This is a genomic window from Cellulomonas sp. PSBB021 (genome assembly GCF_002240455.1).
Taxonomy (GTDB): Bacteria; Actinomycetota; Actinomycetes; order Actinomycetales; family Cellulomonadaceae; genus Cellulomonas; species Cellulomonas uda.
On record NZ_CP021430.1, the window covers coordinates 2,005,396 to 2,023,439 of the forward strand.

Genomic DNA, 18,044 nt, shown 5'->3' on the forward strand with positions numbered 1-18,044 from the left:
ACCCCTCCCCGCAGGACTGGAGCACGCCCACCGTGGCCCGCAGCATCTACGTCGCCTCTCCAGAGGGCGACACCGGCAAGTCGACCGTCGCCCTCGGTCTCGTCGACCTCCTCGCCCGCACCGTCCAGCGCGTCGGGGTGTTCCGCCCCGTGGCGCGCTCGACGCAGGCGCGTGACTACGTGCTCGAGCTGCTGCTCGAGCACGACGGCGTGGGCCTGTCGTACGACGAGTGCATCGGCACGACGTACGAGCAGGTGCACGACGACCCCGAGGAGGCGCTGTCGCAGATCGTCGCGCGCTTCCACGCGGTCGAGCGCCGCTGCGACGCGGTCGTGATCGTCGGCACCGACTACACCGACGTCACCTCCCCCACCGAGCTCGCGTTCAACGCGCGGATCGCGGCCAACCTGGGCGCGCCCGTCGTGCTGGTCATCAACGGCGCCCGCCGTCGGCCCGACGAGATCGAGCAGGTCGCGGAGGTCGCGGTCAACGAGCTCGCGCTGAACCACGCGCACGTCGCGGCGATCGTGCCGAACCGCTGCGCGCAGCCCGCGCTCGACGTGGTCCGCCGCCTGCTCCAGACGTCGCTGAACCGGCCGACCTGGGCGCTCCCGGAGAGCCCGCTGCTGTCCGCGCCGACCATGCGCCAGCTCATGGAGGCGGTGGACGGCACGCTCATCTCGGGCGACCCGGAGCTGCTGGGCCGCGAGGTGCTCGACATGCTCGTCGGCGCGATGGAGATCGAGCACCTGCTCGGTCGCCTCTCGGACGGCGCGGTCATCATGACTCCGGGCGACCGGTCCGACATCCTGCTCGGTCTGCTGCTCGCGCACCAGGCGGACGGCTTCCCGACGCTCGCGGGCATCATCCTCAACGGCGGGTTCCGCCCGTCGAAGACGATCTCGCGGCTGGTCGAGGGCCTGGGCAGCCGGCTGCCGCTGATCGCGACCGACCTGGGCACGTTCCGTACCGCGAGCACGGTCGCCTCGACGCGCGGGCGGCTGTCGGCCGACTCGCAGCGCAAGGTCGACACCGCGCTGTCCCTGTTCGAGCGGCACGTCGACGGCCCGGGTCTGCTCGCGGCGCTCGACGTCGCGAAGCCGGACGTGGTGACGCCGCTGATGTTCGAGTACACGCTGCTGGACCGCGCCCGCTCCGACCGCAAGCGCATCGTCCTGCCCGAGGGCAACGACGACCGGATCCTGCGGGCGGCCTCGACTCTGCTCGAGCGCGGCGTCGCGGACCTCACGATCCTCGGCGACGAGTCCGCGATCCGGGCGCGCGCCTCGGAGCTGGGCCTCGCGCTGGACGCGGCCGACGTCATCGACCCGCACGACCCGCAGTACGTGGACCGGTTCGCGGGCGAGTACGCCAAGATCCGCGCGCACAAGGGCATGACGGTCGAGCGGGCCCGGGAGATCGTCCCGTCGGTGTCGTACTTCGGCACGATGATGGTCCACCTGGGTCTGGCGGACGGCATGGTCTCGGGTGCGCTGCACACCACCGCGCACACCATCAAGCCGAGCTTCGAGATCATCAAGACCGCGCCCGGCGTCTCGAACGTCTCGTCGGCGTTCCTCATGTGTCTCGAGGACCGCGTGCTCGTCTACGCGGACTGCGCGGTGATCCCGGACCCGAGCGCCGAGCAGCTCGCGGACATCGCGATCTCGTCGGCGGAGACGGCCATCCAGTTCGGCATCGAGCCGCGCATCGCGATGCTCTCGTACTCGACCGGCGAGTCCGGCTCGGGCGCGGACGTCGACAAGGTGCGGGCGGCCACCGCGCTCGTGCGCGAGCGCCGGCCCGACCTGTCGGTCGAGGGACCGATCCAGTACGACGCGGCGGTCGACGCGTCGGTCGCGAAGACCAAGCTCCCGGACTCCGCCGTCGCGGGCCGGGCGACCGTGTTCGTCTTCCCGGACCTGAACACGGGCAACAACACCTACAAGGCCGTGCAGCGCTCCGCGGGAGCGGTCGCGATCGGCCCGGTCCTGCAGGGCCTGCGCAAGCCGGTCAACGACCTGTCGCGCGGCGCGCTCGTGCAGGACATCGTCAACACGGTCGCGATCACCGCGATCCAGGCGCAGGCCCAGCAGGCCGGCGAGGAGGCTCAGGCATGACCACCCAGACAGTCCTGGTCGTCAACTCGGGGTCGTCCTCGATCAAGTACCAGCTGGTCGAGCTCGGCACCGGAGCGGCGGTCGCGTCGGGCGTCGTCGAGCGCATCGGCGAGCCCACGGGCTCCCTGCGGCACGTGCACGGCGGGACGACGACCGAGCGTGAGCTGCACATCCCGGACCACGGCGAGGGCCTGCGGCGCGTGCTGAGCCTGTTCGAGGTGGCGGGTCCGGACCTCGCGGAGGCGAACGTCGTCGCGGTGGGTCACCGTGTGGTGCAGGGCGGCATGGCGTTCGACGGCCCGGTGCTGGTCGACGCGGAGGTCGAGCGCAAGATCGACGAGCTGTCCGCGCTCGCCCCGCTGCACAACCCGGCGAACCTCACGGGTATCCGGGTGGGGCGCGCGCTGCTGCCGGACGTGCCGCACGTCGCGGTGTTCGACACGGCGTTCTTCCACCACCTGCCCGCGGCGGCCGCGACGTACGCGATCGACCGCGAGGTCGCCGCGACGTACAAGGTCCGCCGCTACGGCGCGCACGGCACGTCGCACCAGTTCGTCTCGCGCGAGGTCGCGGAGTTCCTCGGCCGCGACCTGGCGACCACCAGGACGATCGTGCTGCACCTGGGCAACGGGGCGTCCGTCTCGGCCGTCGACGGCGGTCACGCGGTGGACACGTCGATGGGCCTGACGCCGCTCGAGGGCCTGGTGATGGGGACGCGCACGGGCGACATCGACCCGGCCGTGGTGTTCCACCTGTCGCGCAACGCGGGCATGAGCATCGACGAGATCGACGACCTGCTCAACCGCCGCTCGGGCCTCAAGGGCCTGACGGGCCACAACGACCTGCGCGAGGTCCACGACCTCGTCGAGTCGGGTGACGAGGACGCGCGGCTCGCGGTCGACGTCTACACGCGTCGCATCAAGAAGTACATCGGCTCGTACGCCGCGGTCATGGGCGGGGTGGACGTCATCGCGTTCACCGCGGGCGTGGGCGAGAACGACGACATCGTCCGGGCGCGGTCCCTCGAGGGGCTGCAGGGCTTCGGCATCGAGATCGACCTGGAGCGCAACGCGGGCCGCAAGAAGGAGCCGACGGTCATCTCGACCGAGGCCTCGGCGACGACCGTGGTCGTCTACCCGACGAACGAGGAGCTGGCGATCGCCCGCCAGGCGCTGGACGTGGTCCGCGACCGCTGACCGGGCGCACCGTCCGCGACACCGTCCCCGGCACCATCCCCGACACCACGACGACGGCAGGTCGGTCCGCGAGAGCGGGCCACCTGCCGTCGTCGTGCCGGGTCAGGGCAGCCGGGCGGCCTTCATGACACGCAGGAGCTCGGTGTAGACCTGCGGCCACACGTCGGTCCCGAGCTCGAAGAGGCGTCGCAGCCCGAACGGCGGCAGCCCGAGCGCGCCGTGCGCGCCGTGCTGCACCGCGACGCTCTGCAGGCGCGTCGTCTCCCAGAGCCCCTCGCGCCCGTGCCGCACGCCGATGCCCGACGCGCCCCAGCCGCCCTGCGGTGCGCCGACCGAGCCCCACGTGGCCACGTAGCCCTCGTTGACGTTGACGGTGCCCGCGTGCACGCGCCGCGCGAGCGCGGCCCCGCGACGCGCGTCGCGCGTCCAGATGCTCGCGTTGAGCCCGAACTCGGTGTCGTTCATCGCGGCGACGGCCTCGTCGTCGGACGCGACGGGGTAGACCGCGACGACGGGCCCGAACGTCTCCTCGCGGAACAGCCGCGCGTGCGGCGAGACGTCGACGAGCACGGTGGGCTCGTAGAACCAGGGGCCGAGGTCGGAACGGTGCACCCCGCCCGCGAGCACGCGTGCGCCCAGCCCGATGGCGTCCTCCACGTGCTCGACGACCGTCGCGAGCTGCGCGGCGGACGTGAGCGAGCCGACGTCGCTGCGGTAGTCGAGCCCGGCGCCGAGCCGCAGGTCCCGCGTGCGCCGCGCGAACGCCTCGAGGAAGTCGTCCCGGACGTCGCGGTGCACGTAGATGCGCTCGATGCTCACGCACACCTGCCCGGCGCCGACGAAGGCCGCGCGCACCGCGCCCTCGGCGGCCGTCTCGACGTCCACGTCGTCGGCGACGTACATCGCGTTCTTGCCGCCGAGCTCCAGCGTCGCGGGCACGAGCTTGTCCCCCGCGCTCGCCGCGACCGCGCGGCCCGTGCGGGTCGAGCCGGTGAAGCTCACGTGGTCGACGTGCTCGACGACGGCGGCGCCGACCGTGGGGCCGTCGCCGACGACGACCTGGAGGACACCCGGCGGCAGCCCGGCGTCCTCGAGCAGCTCGGCGGCCCACAGCGCGGTGAGCGCGGTCTGCGGGTCGGGGCGCAGCAGCACGGCGTTGCCGGCGACGAGCGCGGGCAGGACGTCCCCGAGCGTGAGCGTGAGCGGGAAGTTCCAGGGCGCGATGATGCCGACCACGCCGACGGGGTGGCGCAGCACGCGCACGTCGGTGAGCCCGGGCACCGTGCCGAGCACCCGCCGCGGCGCGAGGTAGCGCCGGGCGCGCGCGGCGTAGTGCCGTGCGACGAGCGCGATGTCCGCGACCTCCTCGAACGCGGAGACGCGCGCCTTGCCCGTCTCGAGCTGGATGAGGTCGAGCACGTCCGACTGCCGCGCGAGCACCAGGTCGTGCACGCGTGAGAGGACCGCGGCGCGCTCACGCACGGAACGGGCCGACCACAGCCGTTGCGCGGCGCGCGCGGAGCGGGCCGCGCGCGCGACGTCGTCGGGCGTCGAGAGCGGGACCGCGGCGATCGGCGCGCCCGTGAACGGCGCGTGGGAGGTGTGCGTCTGCGCGCCGGGCGAGGCGACGACGCGGCGCAGCAGCGTCGCGACGTCCTCGGGCTCGAGGACGTACGTGGCGAGCGGGTCGGTCTCCGGGTCGTACAGCTCCGCCGAGCCGCGCTGCCCGCCGTCGTGACCGGGGCGCTGCCCCTCGTGATCCTGCGACATCCCGTCAGCGTACGCGCGGCCGCCCACGCACCCGCGGACGCCCGTGCGCGGTGTCCGGGTGTCGTTTCTGACGCCGTGCTGTGATCACGGTGACCTTGGAGCACGCGCGTGGGCGGACTAAGGTGAGGCTCGCCTAATCGACGCACGTCAGAGGCCTGCGCCTCCTTCCCCACCGTGAGGACCCCCATGCGCCCCGCACTCCTGCGCGCCCCGCGCCCGATCCGGCTCGCCGCCGTCGCGGCCGCCGCCGCGCTCGCGCTCACCGCCTGCTCGTCGGGCTCCGACGACGGCGCGGCACCCACCGGCGCCGCGACGACGGCCGCCTCGTCGGACGCGTTCCCGGTGACGATCACGAGCACGTTCGGCGACACCACGATCGAGTCGCAGCCGCAGCGGGTCGCCACGGTCAACTGGGGCAACCACGACGTGCCGATCGCGCTCGGCGTCGTGCCCGTCGGCATCCAGAAGTCGACGTACGGGGACGACGACACCGACGGCGTCCTGCCCTGGACGTACGCGGCGCTCGAGGAGCTCGGCGCCACGGGCGACCAGCTCCCCGTGCTGTTCGACGAGACCGACGGCATCCCGTTCGAGTCGGTCAACAACACCGAGCCGGACGTCATCCTCGCGGCCTACTCGGGCCTGACGAAGGAGCAGTTCGACACGCTCAGCGGCATCGCCCCGACCGTCTCCTACCCGCAGTACGCGTGGGGCACGAGCTGGCAGGACATGGCGCTGATCGACGGCCGCGCGCTCGGCCTGGGGACGCAGGCGCAGGAGCTCGTCGACGACGTGGAGGGACAGATCGCCGACGCGCTCGCCGCGCGCCCCGACGTCGCGGGCAAGACGTTCGCGTACGGCTGGATCGACCCGTCGGCCGCGACCACCGTGAGCCTGTACTCGCCGCTCGACGCGCGCGTGCAGCTCGTCGAGGACCTCGGCCTGACGGTCGCGCCGTCGGTCACCGCGCTCGCCGGCGAGACCGACGAGTTCTACATCACCCTGTCCGCCGAGCGCGTCGACGAGCTCGCGGACGTCGACATCCTGGTCACCTACGGCGACGAGAGCACGCTCGCCACGCTCCAGGCCGACCCGCTCTACGGCAAGATCCCGGCGGTGCAGCGCGGCTCGGTCGTCGTCATGCCCAACGACGGCCCGCTCTCGGCCGCCACGTCCGGCCCGACGGTCCTGTCGATCCCGTGGGTCCTCGACGACTACCTCGACAAGTTCGAGGCGGCGGCGAAGAAGGTCGGGTGACCCTGCGCACCACCGCGACGCCGGCCGACCTCGCCCCGAGGCGGCCGGCGTCGGCGCGCCCGCGACGCGCGACCGGGCTCGCGGTGTGCGTGCTCGCGGTGGTCGTCGCCGTCGTGTGCTCGCTCGCGTTCGGCTCACGCGTCGTCGGCTGGTCCGACGTCGTGGCCGGTGTGCTGCACCCCGACGACACCATCGCCCAGGCCGCGGTGGCCTCCCGCGTGCCGCGCACGCTGCTGGGCCTGCTCGTCGGCGCCGCGCTGGGCCTCGCGGGCTCCGTCATGCAGGGGCTCACGCGCAACCCGCTCGCCGACCCCGCGCTCCTCGGGGTCAGCTCGGGCGCGTCGCTGTTCGTCGTGCTCGGCATGGCCTGGGTCGGCCTCGCGACGCTCACCCAGTACGTCTGGGCCGCGTTCCTCGGCGCGGCCCTCGCGTCGCTGCTCGTCTACGCGATCGGCTCGATGGGCCGCGAGGGCGCCACCCCGCTCAAGCTCGCGCTCGCGGGTGCCGCGACGTCCGCCGCGCTGCTCTCCGCCGTGTCCATGGTGCTGCTCACGCGCACCGACGTGCTCGACACGTTCCGGTTCTGGCAGGTCGGGTCGATCGGCCGCGCGTCGTACGCCGAGATCGGGCAGATCGTGCCGTTCCTCGTGGTCGGCACGGTGCTCGCGGTCGGCTGCGCGCGCGGCATGGACGCGATCGCGCTCGGCGACGAGGTCGCCACCGGGCTCGGTCAGCGCGTCGGCCTCGTGCGCGGGGTGGGCGCGCTCGCGACGGTGCTGCTGTGCGGCGCGTCGGTCGCGATCGCGGGCCCCATCGGGTTCGTCGGGCTCGTCGTCCCGCACCTCGCGCGCGCGTTCACCGGCCCCAGCCACCGGTGGCTGCTGCCGTACGCGGCGGCGCTCGGCTCCGCCCTGCTGCTCGCCGCGGACGTCGTCGGGCGCGTCGTCGCGCGGCCGCAGGAGGTCGAGGTCGGCATCGTGACCGCCGTGCTGGGCGCGCCCGTGTTCATCGCGATCATCCGCCGGCAGAAGGTGCGCGAGCTGTGACGGCCGTCCTGCCTCCCGCGGCTCGGCCCGCCCCAGGAGGCATCAGCACGGTCAGCGCCGGACGTCGCGCACGCGCGCGCCGCCGCCGCACCGTCGTGGGCGTGCTCGTCGGGATCCTGCTCGTCGTCGCCGTCGTGACGCTGTGCGTCGGCGAGCGGACCTACTCACCGGCCCAGGTCCTGCAGGTCCTGCTCGGTGAGCGCGTGCCGGGGGCCACGTTCAACGTCGAGACGATCCGACTGCCGAGGATGCTCACCGGTCTGCTCGTCGGCCTCGGGTTCGGCATGGGCGGCGTGGTGTTCCAGACGATGCTGCGCAACCCGCTGGCCAGCCCCGACATCATCGGCGTGAGCGCCGGGTCGAGCGCTGCCGCGGTGGTCGCGATCACGATGTTCGGGCTCAGCGGCACGGCGCTGTCGCTCGTCGCCGTGGTCTGCGGCATCGCCGTGGCGGCGGCGATCTACGGGCTGTCGTGGCGCGGCGGTGTGCACGGCGCGCGTCTGGTGCTCATCGGCATCGCGGTCGGCGCGATGCTCGACTCGGTCATCGCGTACGCGATGACGCGCGCGGGCGTGTACGACGCGAACGAGGCGCTGCGCTGGCTCACCGGCAGCCTCAACTCGGCGTTCTGGCCGGGCGTCGGTCCGCTCGCGGTCGCCATGGCGGTGCTGCTGCCCGTGCTGCTGGCGCTCTCGCGGCGCCTGTCGGCGCTGCAGCTCGGTGACGACGCCGCGTCGGCGCTGGGCGTGCGCCCCGACCGCACGCGGCTCGCCCTGATCGTCGTCGCGGTGGCCGTCGTGTCGGTCGCGACCGCGACGACCGGGCCCGTCGCGTTCGTCGCGTTCCTGTCCGGCCCCATCGCGCACCGGCTCGTGCGCGGCACCGGGTCGCTGCTCGTGCCCGCCGCGCTCGTCGGCGCGCTGCTCGTGCTCGTGGGCGACCTCGTCGGCCAGCACCTGCTCGTCGCGCGCTTCCCCGTGGGCGTCGTCACCGGCGTGCTGGGCGCGCCCTACCTGCTCTGGCTCCTGGCCAGGACCAACCGCTCCGGAGGAAGCCTGTGAGCACCCACACCCTCGCGGTCGAGGCCGCGACGATCGGCTACGACGAGCGCGTCGTCGTGCACGACATGACGCTCGAGGTCCCGGCGGGCCGGATCACGACGATCGTCGGCGCCAACGCCTGCGGGAAGTCCACGCTGCTGCGCGCGATGGCGCGGCTCCTGAAGGTCCGGACCGGCCGCGTGCTGCTCGACGGCCGCCCGATCGACACGATCCCGCCGCGCGAGGTCGCCTCCGTGCTCGGCCTGCTGCCGCAGACGCCCGTCAGCCCCGAGGGCATCGCGGTCGCGGACCTCGTCGGACGCGGCCGGTACCCGCACCAGGGCTGGTTCCGCCGGTGGACCGCGCAGGACGACGCGGCCGTCGAGGAGGCGCTGCGCGCGACCGACATCCTCGACCTCGCGGACCGGTCCGTCGACGAGCTGTCGGGCGGCCAGCGCCAGCGCGTGTGGATCGCCATGGCGCTCGCGCAGCAGACCGACGTGCTGCTGCTCGACGAGCCGACGACGTTCCTCGACGTCGCGCACCAGGTCGAGGTGCTCGACCTGCTCACCGACCTCAACCGCGCGCGCGGGACGACGATCGTCATGGTGCTGCACGACCTCAACCTCGCCGCGCGCTACACGGACCACCTGGTCGCGCTGCGCGAGGGCCGGCTCGTCGCGCAGGGCGCCCCGTCCGACGTGGTGACGCCCGCGCTCGTCGAGGAGGTGTTCGGCATGACGGCTCGCGTGATCGCCGACCCGGTGTCGGGAACGCCGCTCGTCGTGCCCGTCGGACGCCACCACACGCCGACGAACCCGCAGGTCACGCCGCAGGAGCTGACCGGCTGACGGAGTTCCGCGGGGGGCGCGCGGCGTGGGATGCTTCCGCCGACGACGCCGCCGCCGGCCGGGCGGCCGGGACCGAGGAGGAGCCGTGGGCTACCCGAACGACGTGCTGACCGACGACGAGGTCGTCGTCGTCCACCAGCACCCGCACGTCAAGGCGCTGCTCGCCCCGGGCCTGGCGCTCGTCGTCGCCACCGCCCTCGGCGGCTGGGGGCTGGCGTGGTCGACCGGCGACTCGGTGTCCGACGGTGTCGCGACGGCCGTCGCCGTCGCCGTCGCCGTCGTGTGGCTCGCGGCGCTCGTGTGGTTCGTCGCGAAGCTCGTGTCGTGGCGCACCACGCACTTCGTCATCACCGACCGCCGCGTGATGTTCCGCCAGGGCATCCTCACGCGCTCCGGCATCGACATCCCCGTGCTGCGCATCAACTCCGTGCAGTTCCGGCACGGGCTGGTGGACCGGATCCTGCGCACGGGGACGCTCATCATCGAGTCCGCGTCGGACGACCCGCTGGAGTTCGAGGACATCCCGCGCGTCGAGAAGGTGCACGCGCTGCTGTACGCACGCCTCGACGACCGCCTGGACGACGAGCCCGACCGCTTCCCGAACGCCTGACCCGGCCCCCGCGGGGCCGGCGTCCGTCGGGAACGGCGTCAGCGCGGCTGGTACGGCGACAGGACGACCTCGACGCGCTGGAACTCCTTGAGGTCCGAGTAGCCGGTCGTCGCCATCGCCCGGCGCAGCGCGCCGATGAGGTTCAGCGTGCCGTCAGCCGTGCGGCCGGGGCCGAACAGGATCTGCTCGAGCGTGCCGGACGTGCCCACCTCGACGCGCTCGCCGCGCGGCAGGTGCGGGTGGTGCGCCTCGGGCCCCCAGTGGAAGCCGCGTCCGGGCGCCTCGGTCGCGCGCGCGAGCGCCGCACCGAGCATGACCGCGTCGGCGCCGCACGCGACGGCCTTGACCAGGTCACCCGAGCGGCCCACGCCGCCGTCGGCGATGACGTGCACGTACCGGCCGCCCGACTCGTCGAGGTAGTCGCGGCGCGCGGCCGCGACGTCGGCCACCGCGGTCGCCATGGGGGCGTGGATGCCCAGCGAGACGCGCGTCGTGTGGGCGGCGCCGCCGCCGAACCCGACCAGCACGCCCGCGGCGCCCGTGCGCATGAGGTGCAGCGCCGCGGTGTAGGTGGACGCGCCGCCGACGATCACCGGGACGTCGAGCTCGTAGATGAAGCGCTTGAGGTTGAGCGGCTCGGCGCTGCCGGAGACGTGCTCGGCCGAGACGGTGGTGCCGCGGATCACGAACAGGTCGACGCCCGCGTCGACGACCGTGCGCCAGTGCTCCTGCGTGCGCTGCGGCGACAGGGCGCCCGCGACGGTGACGCCCGCGGCGCGGATCTCCTTGAGCCGCGCGGTGATCAGCTCGGGCTGGATGGGCGCCGCGTAGATCTCCTGCATGCGGGCCGTGGCCTGCTGCGGGTCGAGCGCCGCGACCTCCGTGAGGTACGGGGTCGGGTCGTCGTACCGGGTCCACAGACCCTCGAGGTCGAGCACGCCGAGACCACCGAGGCGACCGAGCGCGACCGCGGTCGCCGGGCTCATCACGGAGTCCATCGGGGCCGCGACCACCGGCAGGTCGAAGTGGTAGGCGTCGATCTGCCACCCGACCGACACGTCCTGCGGGTCACGCGTGCGCCGCGAGGGCACCACCGCGATGTCGTCGAAGGAGTAGGCCCGCCGTCCGCGCTTGCCGCGGCCGATCTCGATCTCGTTGCTCACCCGACGAGCCTACCGGGGCGATCTCGCGCGCCGTGTCGCTGCCTCGGCGGTGTCGGTGCGCGGTGCGATGCTGCGCGGGTGAACGCCGCGAGCTGGAACCACGTGCCTCTGCTGGGTTTCGACACCGAGACCACGGGTGTCGACGTGCGCTCCGACCGCGTGGTGAGCGCCGCGCTCGTGCGCCGGGACGCCACCGGGACGCACGTGCGCACGTGGCTCGTCGACCCGGGTGTCGAGATCCCGCAGGCGGCCGGCGCGGTGCACGGGCTGACGACGGAGCACGTGCGCGAGCACGGCACCGCACCCGGCCCCGCGCTGGACGCGGTGGCCGACGAGATCGCGGCGGCACTGCGCGGCGGCAGCGCGCTCGTCGCGTACAACGCGGACTTCGACCTCGCGGTGCTCGACGCGGAGCTGGTCCGGCACGGCCTGCCGACGCTCCCCGAGCGCCTCGGCGGGCCGGTCCGCCCGGTCCTGGACCCCATGGTGCTCGACCGGATGGCCGACCCGGCGCGTGCCGGCGGCCGCCGGCTCGTCGACCTGTGCGAGCACCACGGCGTGACCACGGGCCTGCTGCACACCGCGGACGCCGACGCGCTCGCGACGCTCGACGTCCTGGAGCGGGTGCTCGCGTCGTCCCCCGCGCTGCTGGCCGCGACGCCCGAGGACCTGCACGACCGGCAGCGCGTGGCGGTCGCCGCGTGGCGCGCGGCGTACCACGCGCGCAAGGCCGCCGAGGCGGCCCAGGCGGTGCTCGACGCCCTCATGACCGTCCCGTCGCCCGCGGCGGTCGGCTGACCTGCGGCCCGGACGGGTCGTCGTCCGCGCTGACCCGGACGCGGACGACGACCCTCGCGGTGCGCGACGTCAGCCGTCGCCGCTCACCGTGCCGCGCACGCCACCGAGGGCGTGCTCGGCGAGCCCGTGCCGATGAAGCCGAACGTCGTCGACGCCCCGGGTGCGAGCCTCCCGTTCCACGGCGCGTTCGCGACGCTCGCGCGACCGCCGCTCACGGACGAGGTGCCGCCCCAGACCTGCGTGACGCCCTGCCCCGAGGCGAGGGCCCAGCTCGCGGTCCAGCCGCCGAGGGCGGCGGAGCCCGCCGTGACGGTGACCTCGCCCTGGAACCCGCCGGGCCACGAGTTGACCGTCGTGTACCGCGCGGTGCAGGCGCCGGTGACCGGCGGCGGCGTCGTCTCGGTCGGCGGCGGGGTCGTCCCGGTCGGCGGCGGGGTCGTCTCGGTCGGCGGCGGCGTCGTCTGGGTAGGCGGCGTGGTCGTCGTCGACGTCAGCGACGTGAAGAACTGCCACACCTCGCCCGGCACCCAGGACTGGCCCTGGTTGCGGTCGCGCGCGGCCCACGCGTGCCCGCCGTCGAACGCGAGCCAGACCACCGGGTAGCCGGCACGGCAGCTGTACGCGGTGCGCGTGTGCGTGCCGCTGCCCGGCGCGGGCTCGGGCGCGTTCTGGGCCGTGCACCCGTTGTTCCGCAGCGCGCGGTCGCGCAGCGAGCGCCCCATGGAGATGTTGAGGACGTCGTCGCTGACGCCGTGCGAGCCGAGGAAGGCGATCGGCTGCGTGCCGCCGGCGCACCCGCTGAGCTCGGCGCCGTTGAGGATCGCGACAGCGCGGAACACGTCGGCACGGGCGCACGCGAGCGCGTTGCTCATGCCGCCGCCGTAGCTGAAGCCCAGCGCGAAGCGCTGCGTGGTGTCGACGCACAGGTCGGACTCGACGCGCCGCAGGACGTCGTCGATGAACGTGACGTCACGGCCGCCCGAGTTGGGCCAGGCGTTGTCGATGCCCTGCGGCGCGACGAAGATCGTGCTCGTCCCGGACAGCGGCTTGAGGCCGTAGTAGTTCTCGTTCACCACGTCGTTGGACGTGCCGTGCCACCAGTGCAGGCCGACGACGAGCCGGTACGGCTTGTTGCGGTCGTAGCCCGCGGGGACGTCGAGCCGGAACGTGCGGGACACGCCGCCGCTGGTGATGGTGTGCTGTCCCGTGGACAGCGTCGGGGCCTTCCCGCAGCCCGCGGTCGTCGCCGCGGTCGAGGGCGAGGCGGCGACGGTGAGGCACGCGAGGACGACGGCGAGCGCCGCGAGCAGCGCCACCCCCGCCCGTCGTGCGGTCGCAGCTCCAGCGGGCATCGTGTGCTCCTTCCGTCGCGCACGCGCCGCACGGCGTCGTGCGAGTGGTACCGCGCCCGGACCGGCCGGTTGAGCGCTCACATACGAGCGCCGCCGACCCCACGGCATGAGGTGGGAAGACGGTATCCACGCCGCACCGTCCGGCCCATGGGTGAAACGTTGAGTCTCGCGGGGTTGCCCCGGACGACGAACGGCGGCCACCCCCGCAGGGGCGGCCGCCGTTCGGGAGGGGTCAGCGGTGCGACGAGTAGTTCGGCGCCTCGACCGTCATCTGGATGTCGTGCGGGTGGGACTCCTTGAGCCCCGCCGCCGTGATGCGCACGAACTTCCCGCGCTGCTGGAGCTGCGGGATGGTGTGCGCGCCGACGTAGAACATCGACTGGTGCAGACCGCCGATGAGCTGGTGCGCGACGGCCGCGAGCGGCCCGCGGTACGGCACCTGCCCCTCGATGCCCTCGGGGACGATCTTCTCGTCCGACGCGACGTCGGCCTGGAAGTAGCGGTCCTTGGAGTACGAGATGCGCCCGCGCGAGGCCATCGCACCGAGCGAGCCCATGCCGCGGTAGTGCTTGTACTGCTTGCCGTTGACGAACACGAGCTCGCCCGGCGACTCGTCGCAGCCCGCGAGCAGCGATCCGAGCATCACCGTGTCGGCGCCCGCGACGAGCGCCTTGGCGATGTCGCCCGAGTACTGCAGACCGCCGTCGCCGATCACCGGGACGCCGGCGGGCTTGCAGGCGAGCGACGCGTCGTGGATCGCGGTCACCTGCGGCACCCCGACGCCGGCGACGACGCGCGTCGTGCAGATCGAGCCCGGTCCCACGCCCACCTTGACAGCGTCGACGCCCGCGTCGACGAGCGCCTGCGCACCCTCGCGGGTGGCGACGTTGCCGCCGATCACCTGCACGCCGCGCGTGGCCGGGTCGGACTTCAGGCGGCGGACCATGTCGAGCATGAGCCGCGCGTGGCCGTTCGCGGTGTCGACCACGAGCACGTCGACCCCCGCCTCGACGAGCGCCGTGGCGCGCTCCCACGCGTCGCCGAAGAAGCCGATCGCGGCACCGACGACGAGCCGGCCCTCGGCGTCCTTGGTCGACAGCGGGTACTGCTCGGACTTCACGAAGTCCTTGACGGTGATGAGGCCGCGCAGCACGCCCGCGTCGTCGACCAGCGGGAGCTTCTCGATCTTGTGCTTGGCGAGCAGCGCCGCCGCGTCGTCGCGGTCGATGCCGACGGGCGCCGTGACGAGCGGCATCGCGGTCATGACCTCGCGCACGCGGCGCGTCGCGAACTCGCCGACCGGCACGAACCGCAGGTCGCGGTTGGTGATGATGCCGAGCAGGCGGCGCTCGTCGTCGACGACCGGCAGGCCGGAGACGCGGTACTGGCCGCACAGCTCGTCGAGCTCGGCGAGCGTCGCGTCCGGGGACACGGTCACGGGGTCGGAGACCATGCCGGACTCCGAGCGCTTGACCCGGTCGACCTGGTGCGCCTGGTCGGCGATCGACAGGTTGCGGTGCAGGATGCCGATGCCGCCCTGGCGCGCCATGGCGACGGCCATGCGCGACTCGGTCACGGTGTCCATCGCGGCCGAGAGCAGCGGGACGCGGACGTGGATCTCACGCGTGAGCCGCGAGGTCGTGTCGACCTCGCTGGGGATCACGTCGGTCTCTCCCGGGAGCAGGAGGACGTCGTCGTAGGTCAGGCCGATGCGAGCGAAGGGGTCGGCCGGCGAGTCGGGTCCCGTCATCCGCTCAGGATACGTCGCCCGCCGCCCCTACGGCCGCCCGTCCACGACTGCGGCTCAGCGGATCAGACCACCGCGCAGGCCGATCGCCACGGCCTGGGCCCGGTCGTTGGCGCCGAGCTTGCGGAACAGCCGCCGCGCGTGCGTCTTGACCGTGTCCTCCGAGAGGAACAGCTCGGCCCCGATCTGCGCGTTCGACCGCCCGTTGCTCATGCCGACGAGGACCTCGATCTCCCGCTTCGTGAGCGTCACGGCCGGCTTGGCCGGCTCCTGCGCGACACCCGCGCCGCCCTCGGCCTCCGCCGCGGGCACCGCCGGACGCGGCACGTCCACGACGGGCCGCTGCCCGCCGGGCAGCACCGGGCTCGCGAGCACGTGCGCCGCGACCGCCGAGAGCTCCGCACGGCCGACGTCCGGCGCGAGGAACCCCCGCGCACCGAGCGCGAGCGCCCGGTCGAGGGCCGCCGAGTCGTCGGGCTGCGCGAGCAGCACCACGGCGACGCCGGGCGCGACGGCGCGCAACCGACGGATCGCCTCACCGGCGCCGGGCGCCGGGATGTGCGCATCGAGCAGCACGACCGTCGGCGGGACGCGACGTGCGTGCGCGAGCAGCTCGTCGACGGTGGCGGCGGCTCGCACCGGGCTCAGCGTCGGCACGCCGATCGACGTCACGACCAGTCGTTCACGAACGGCGGTCGAGGCATGGCAGACGACCACACCCGCCATCGCGTCCTCCTTCTTCCAGGTGTTCCCCATCGGGACCTGCGTGTGCTATCGGCCCTTCGGGTACGTGACGTTAGCGAGCCCGTCCAGCGCGGCGGGTGGGGGTCCCGCGTACCGGATGGGTGCTTGATGGCCGCATGTGCTGCTATCGGACGGTATGGCTACGTCCGACACCGGCACATTCCCCCCGCAGCCCGCGGCGCGGCCCACCGTGGACTTCACCCGTTCGGAGTACGACCCGCGACTGCGAGCACCTCGTGCAGCAGTCCGCGGAACGTGCGGGATCGGGTCACCGACGCACCCGAGGGCACGTCGGACGTCGTGTCGGGAATCATGACGAACTGGGCGAGCCCGGGATGAGCATGCGCGAGCTGGGCGACATGCGCCAGGTCCACGTCGGCGCGTCGCGAGACCGTGACGACCGCGCCGGGCCGGGTCATGACCACGAGCTCGAGCACGTGGTGCACGCTCGTCGGCCCGCCCACGGCCCGCGCGTCGACGTCGGCGGCGACGAGCGCGGCGGTCAGCGCGTGCACGAGCAGCGGGCGCTCCTGGCCCTCCGGGACGAGCACGAGGACGACTCCCCCGCCGCGCGGCGCGGCCGGCAGCCACGCGCGCAGGGCCTCGACCGCCGCGGCCCGCACGGTGAGCGGCGCGTCCTGCCCGGGCCGGTCGACCACGGTGCGACGCGCGAGCTCGGTGAGCGCCGGCTCGAGCAGCCCGGTCCACCAGTGCTCGAGCTCGGCGACGCCTGCCGTGCGCGGCAGCGCGACGAGCGCGCGGCACGTGGCGGCGTCGCCCGTGAGGGCGGCGTCGACGAGCGCGGTGGGGGTGCCCGCACCGAACGGCACGCCCGGGCGCGCGCCGACGCCGCCCTGCAGGGCGGTCTCGACGTTCGTCGGGCCGGGCTGCGCGTGCCCTTCGACCTCGGTCACGCTCGCGATGCGCGCGGCGTCACCGGGTGCGACGCCGTCGAGCGTGAGGCGCCGCATGACGAGGAGCCGCTCGACGTCGCTCGCGGAGTAGCGCCGGTGCGACCCGGCGGAGCGCTCGGACGGACCGAGCCCGTACCGGCGGTCCCACGTGCGCAGCGTCGCGGGCGCGACGCCCAGGCGCGCGGCGACGGCCGCGACCGTCAGCGGCGCGGCGTGGCGTCGGGGGGTGCGGTCGCCACGGTGTCGTCCGACGGGTCGCGCTCGGGCGCGGCAGAGCCGTCGTCGGGCGACAAGGTCATGGCGCGATTCTGCCAGTCGCCTCGCGGGCTGCGCGCACCGGCGCGGTCCCGAGCCGTCCCCCGTTCGGGGAAAACCGGGACACACGCGACTCGAACCGCGTCACGACTGCCTCGCGAACGGGTCTTGACCGGATTCTGACTCGGTTGTAGCGTTCCGGTCACGACAGCGGCTCGGCCTGGGACTTCGGACCCTGGTCACCGCCCACCAGCACCGCACCACCGCCAGACACCAGATCGCCCGGATCCGCAGCCGGACGATTGCACGAGGAGGACGCATGGCCGAGATCTCGAGGTTGCCCGGACCGGTGATGGACCTGTGGGAGTGGCAGTTCGAAGGCGCCTGCCGCCAGGCCGACCCCGACCTGTTCTTCCACCCCGAGGGCGAGCGTGGTTCAGCCCGCCGTCGCCGCGCCGAGGCCGCCAAGGCCGTGTGCGCCACGTGCCCCGTGCTCGAGCAGTGCCGTGAGCAGTCGCTCGCGGTCCGTGAGCCGTACGGCGTCTGGGGCGGGCTCTCCGAGGACGAGCGCGCAGCGCTGCTCGCCCAGCGTGCCCGCACGGTCGTCGCCCGCACCAGCGCCTGACTCCCGCTGCTGCCACCGCCCGGACCGCCGCGAGGCACCTCGGGCACCGAGAGACCACCGGGACCCACCGGGGAACGACGAGGGCCCCCGTCCACCAGGACGGGGGCCCTCGTCGTCGCCGACCGCGGTCACCGTCACACGGACGGCGGCGCGAGCCGGCGGGCGATCACTTGGCGACGACCGCCAGCACGTCGCGCGCCGAGAGGATCAGGAACTCCTCGCCGGCGTACTTGACCTCGGTGCCGCCGTACTTCGAGTAGATGACCTTGTCACCCACGGCGACGTCGAGCGGGACACGGTTGCCCTTGTCGTCGATCCGGCCCGGACCGATCGCGAGGACCTCGCCCTCCTGGGGCTTCTCCTTGGCGGAGTCCGGGATGACCAGGCCCGAGGCCGTCGTCGTCTCCGCCTCCAGCGGCTTCACGACGATCCGGTCCTCGAGCGGCTTGATGGAGACCGACACAGCGGACCTCCCCTTCGCGTGTTGAGTGGTTCAGCGGGTCGCGCCCAGCCACCGTCGTCGCGGGTGCCGGAAGGCCTGGCGCATTGGCACACT

At 73.8% G+C, this 18,044-nt stretch carries 16 protein-coding genes; 9 read left to right on the forward strand and 7 right to left on the reverse strand.

Annotated features, from left to right (window positions below):
• The first annotated feature begins 32 nt into the window (after positions 1-32).
• Both pta and CBP52_RS09045 read left to right on the forward strand, forming a co-directional pair.
• Entirely contained in the window at positions 33-2,120 is a 2,088-nt protein-coding gene (pta, locus tag CBP52_RS09040) for a phosphate acetyltransferase (protein ID WP_094180663.1), read from the forward strand.
• Positions 2,117-3,316: an acetate/propionate family kinase gene (locus CBP52_RS09045; RefSeq protein ID WP_094180664.1), complete on the forward strand. Its 1,200-nt coding sequence runs from the start codon at positions 2,117-2,119 to the stop codon at positions 3,314-3,316. Before pta ends, CBP52_RS09045 begins: the two co-directional genes overlap by 4 nt.
• Before the next feature lie 102 nt (positions 3,317-3,418).
• Here CBP52_RS09045 and CBP52_RS09050 read toward each other — a convergent pair whose 3' ends face one another.
• Entirely contained in the window at positions 3,419-5,086 is a 1,668-nt protein-coding gene (locus CBP52_RS09050; protein WP_094182294.1) for a succinic semialdehyde dehydrogenase, read from the reverse strand.
• A 186-nt stretch (positions 5,087-5,272) separates the two neighbouring features.
• On the opposite strand from CBP52_RS09050, the gene CBP52_RS09055 reads away from it, so the two are divergent.
• From CBP52_RS09055 to CBP52_RS09075, 5 genes are all read left to right on the forward strand, one after another.
• The gene (locus CBP52_RS09055; RefSeq protein WP_094180665.1) at positions 5,273-6,343 is read left to right on the forward strand and encodes an iron-siderophore ABC transporter substrate-binding protein; all 1,071 of its coding nucleotides are present in this window, start codon (positions 5,273-5,275) and stop codon (positions 6,341-6,343) included.
• On the forward strand, positions 6,340-7,389 hold the full coding sequence (locus CBP52_RS09060) for an iron ABC transporter permease (protein WP_094180666.1): 1,050 nt from the start codon (positions 6,340-6,342) through the stop codon (positions 7,387-7,389). The genes CBP52_RS09055 and CBP52_RS09060 overlap by 4 nt, the downstream gene beginning before the upstream one ends.
• Positions 7,386-8,450, forward strand: coding sequence for an iron chelate uptake ABC transporter family permease subunit (locus CBP52_RS09065; RefSeq protein ID WP_094180667.1), 1,065 nt, complete (start codon positions 7,386-7,388; stop codon positions 8,448-8,450). Before CBP52_RS09060 ends, CBP52_RS09065 begins: the two co-directional genes overlap by 4 nt.
• Positions 8,451-8,515: 65 nt before the next feature.
• Positions 8,516-9,280, forward strand: coding sequence for an ABC transporter ATP-binding protein (locus tag CBP52_RS09070; protein ID WP_232514773.1), 765 nt, complete (start codon positions 8,516-8,518; stop codon positions 9,278-9,280).
• A gap of 85 nt (positions 9,281-9,365) precedes the next feature.
• Positions 9,366-9,890 carry a PH domain-containing protein gene (locus CBP52_RS09075; RefSeq protein ID WP_094180669.1) on the forward strand — a complete coding sequence of 175 codons (525 nt, stop codon included), beginning with the start codon at positions 9,366-9,368 and terminating at the stop codon, positions 9,888-9,890.
• A 38-nt stretch (positions 9,891-9,928) separates the two neighbouring features.
• On the opposite strand, the gene CBP52_RS09080 is transcribed toward CBP52_RS09075, so the two are convergent.
• Complete coding sequence (locus CBP52_RS09080) at positions 9,929-11,053, reverse strand: GuaB3 family IMP dehydrogenase-related protein (protein WP_094180670.1); 1,125 nt, start codon at positions 11,051-11,053, stop codon at positions 9,929-9,931.
• Positions 11,054-11,131: 78 nt separating this feature from the next.
• Between CBP52_RS09080 and CBP52_RS09085 the strand changes: the two genes are divergently transcribed.
• Positions 11,132-11,851 carry an exonuclease domain-containing protein gene (locus tag CBP52_RS09085; RefSeq protein WP_094180671.1) on the forward strand — a complete coding sequence of 240 codons (720 nt, stop codon included), beginning with the start codon at positions 11,132-11,134 and terminating at the stop codon, positions 11,849-11,851.
• A gap of 83 nt (positions 11,852-11,934) precedes the next feature.
• Here CBP52_RS09085 and CBP52_RS09090 read toward each other — a convergent pair whose 3' ends face one another.
• The 4 genes from CBP52_RS09090 to CBP52_RS09105 all read right to left on the reverse strand — a co-directional run bounded on the left by CBP52_RS09090 (position 11,935) and on the right by CBP52_RS09105 (position 16,812).
• On the reverse strand, positions 11,935-13,203 hold the full coding sequence (locus tag CBP52_RS09090) for a cellulose binding domain-containing protein (RefSeq protein ID WP_094180672.1): 1,269 nt from the start codon (positions 13,201-13,203) through the stop codon (positions 11,935-11,937).
• A gap of 232 nt (positions 13,204-13,435) precedes the next feature.
• On the reverse strand, positions 13,436-14,953 hold the full coding sequence (guaB, locus tag CBP52_RS09095; protein WP_094180673.1) for an IMP dehydrogenase: 1,518 nt from the start codon (positions 14,951-14,953) through the stop codon (positions 13,436-13,438).
• 54 nt (positions 14,954-15,007) lie between these two features.
• Positions 15,008-15,706 (reverse strand): response regulator transcription factor, encoded by a 699-nt coding sequence (locus CBP52_RS09100; protein ID WP_232514422.1) that lies wholly within the window; start codon positions 15,704-15,706, stop codon positions 15,008-15,010.
• A gap of 185 nt (positions 15,707-15,891) precedes the next feature.
• Positions 15,892-16,812 (reverse strand): MerR family transcriptional regulator, encoded by a 921-nt coding sequence (locus CBP52_RS09105; RefSeq protein ID WP_369826346.1) that lies wholly within the window; start codon positions 16,810-16,812, stop codon positions 15,892-15,894.
• Positions 16,813-17,182: 370 nt separating this feature from the next.
• On the opposite strand from CBP52_RS09105, the gene CBP52_RS09110 reads away from it, so the two are divergent.
• Entirely contained in the window at positions 17,183-17,488 is a 306-nt protein-coding gene (locus CBP52_RS09110) for a WhiB family transcriptional regulator (protein ID WP_094180674.1), read from the forward strand.
• A gap of 166 nt (positions 17,489-17,654) precedes the next feature.
• On the opposite strand, the gene groES is transcribed toward CBP52_RS09110, so the two are convergent.
• On the reverse strand, positions 17,655-17,951 hold the full coding sequence (groES, locus tag CBP52_RS09115; RefSeq protein WP_094180675.1) for a co-chaperone GroES: 297 nt from the start codon (positions 17,949-17,951) through the stop codon (positions 17,655-17,657).
• Positions 17,952-18,044 lie beyond the last annotated feature (93 nt).

Coding starts and splice junctions, on each gene's coding strand:
- CBP52_RS09045 (WP_094180664.1), top strand. CDS start 2,117: ATGACCACCCAGACAGTCCTGGTCGTCAACTCGGGGTCGTCCTCGATC.
- CBP52_RS09050 (WP_094182294.1), bottom strand. CDS start 5,086: ATGTCGCAGGATCACGAGGGGCAGCGCCCCGGTCACGACGGCGGGCAG.
- CBP52_RS09055 (WP_094180665.1), top strand. CDS start 5,273: ATGCGCCCCGCACTCCTGCGCGCCCCGCGCCCGATCCGGCTCGCCGCC.
- CBP52_RS09070 (WP_232514773.1), top strand. CDS start 8,516: ATGACGCTCGAGGTCCCGGCGGGCCGGATCACGACGATCGTCGGCGCC.
- CBP52_RS09090 (WP_094180672.1), bottom strand. CDS start 13,203: ATGCCCGCTGGAGCTGCGACCGCACGACGGGCGGGGGTGGCGCTGCTC.
- guaB (WP_094180673.1), bottom strand. CDS start 14,953: ATGACGGGACCCGACTCGCCGGCCGACCCCTTCGCTCGCATCGGCCTG.
- CBP52_RS09100 (WP_232514422.1), bottom strand. CDS start 15,706: ATGGGGAACACCTGGAAGAAGGAGGACGCGATGGCGGGTGTGGTCGTC.
- CBP52_RS09110 (WP_094180674.1), top strand. CDS start 17,183: ATGGCCGAGATCTCGAGGTTGCCCGGACCGGTGATGGACCTGTGGGAG.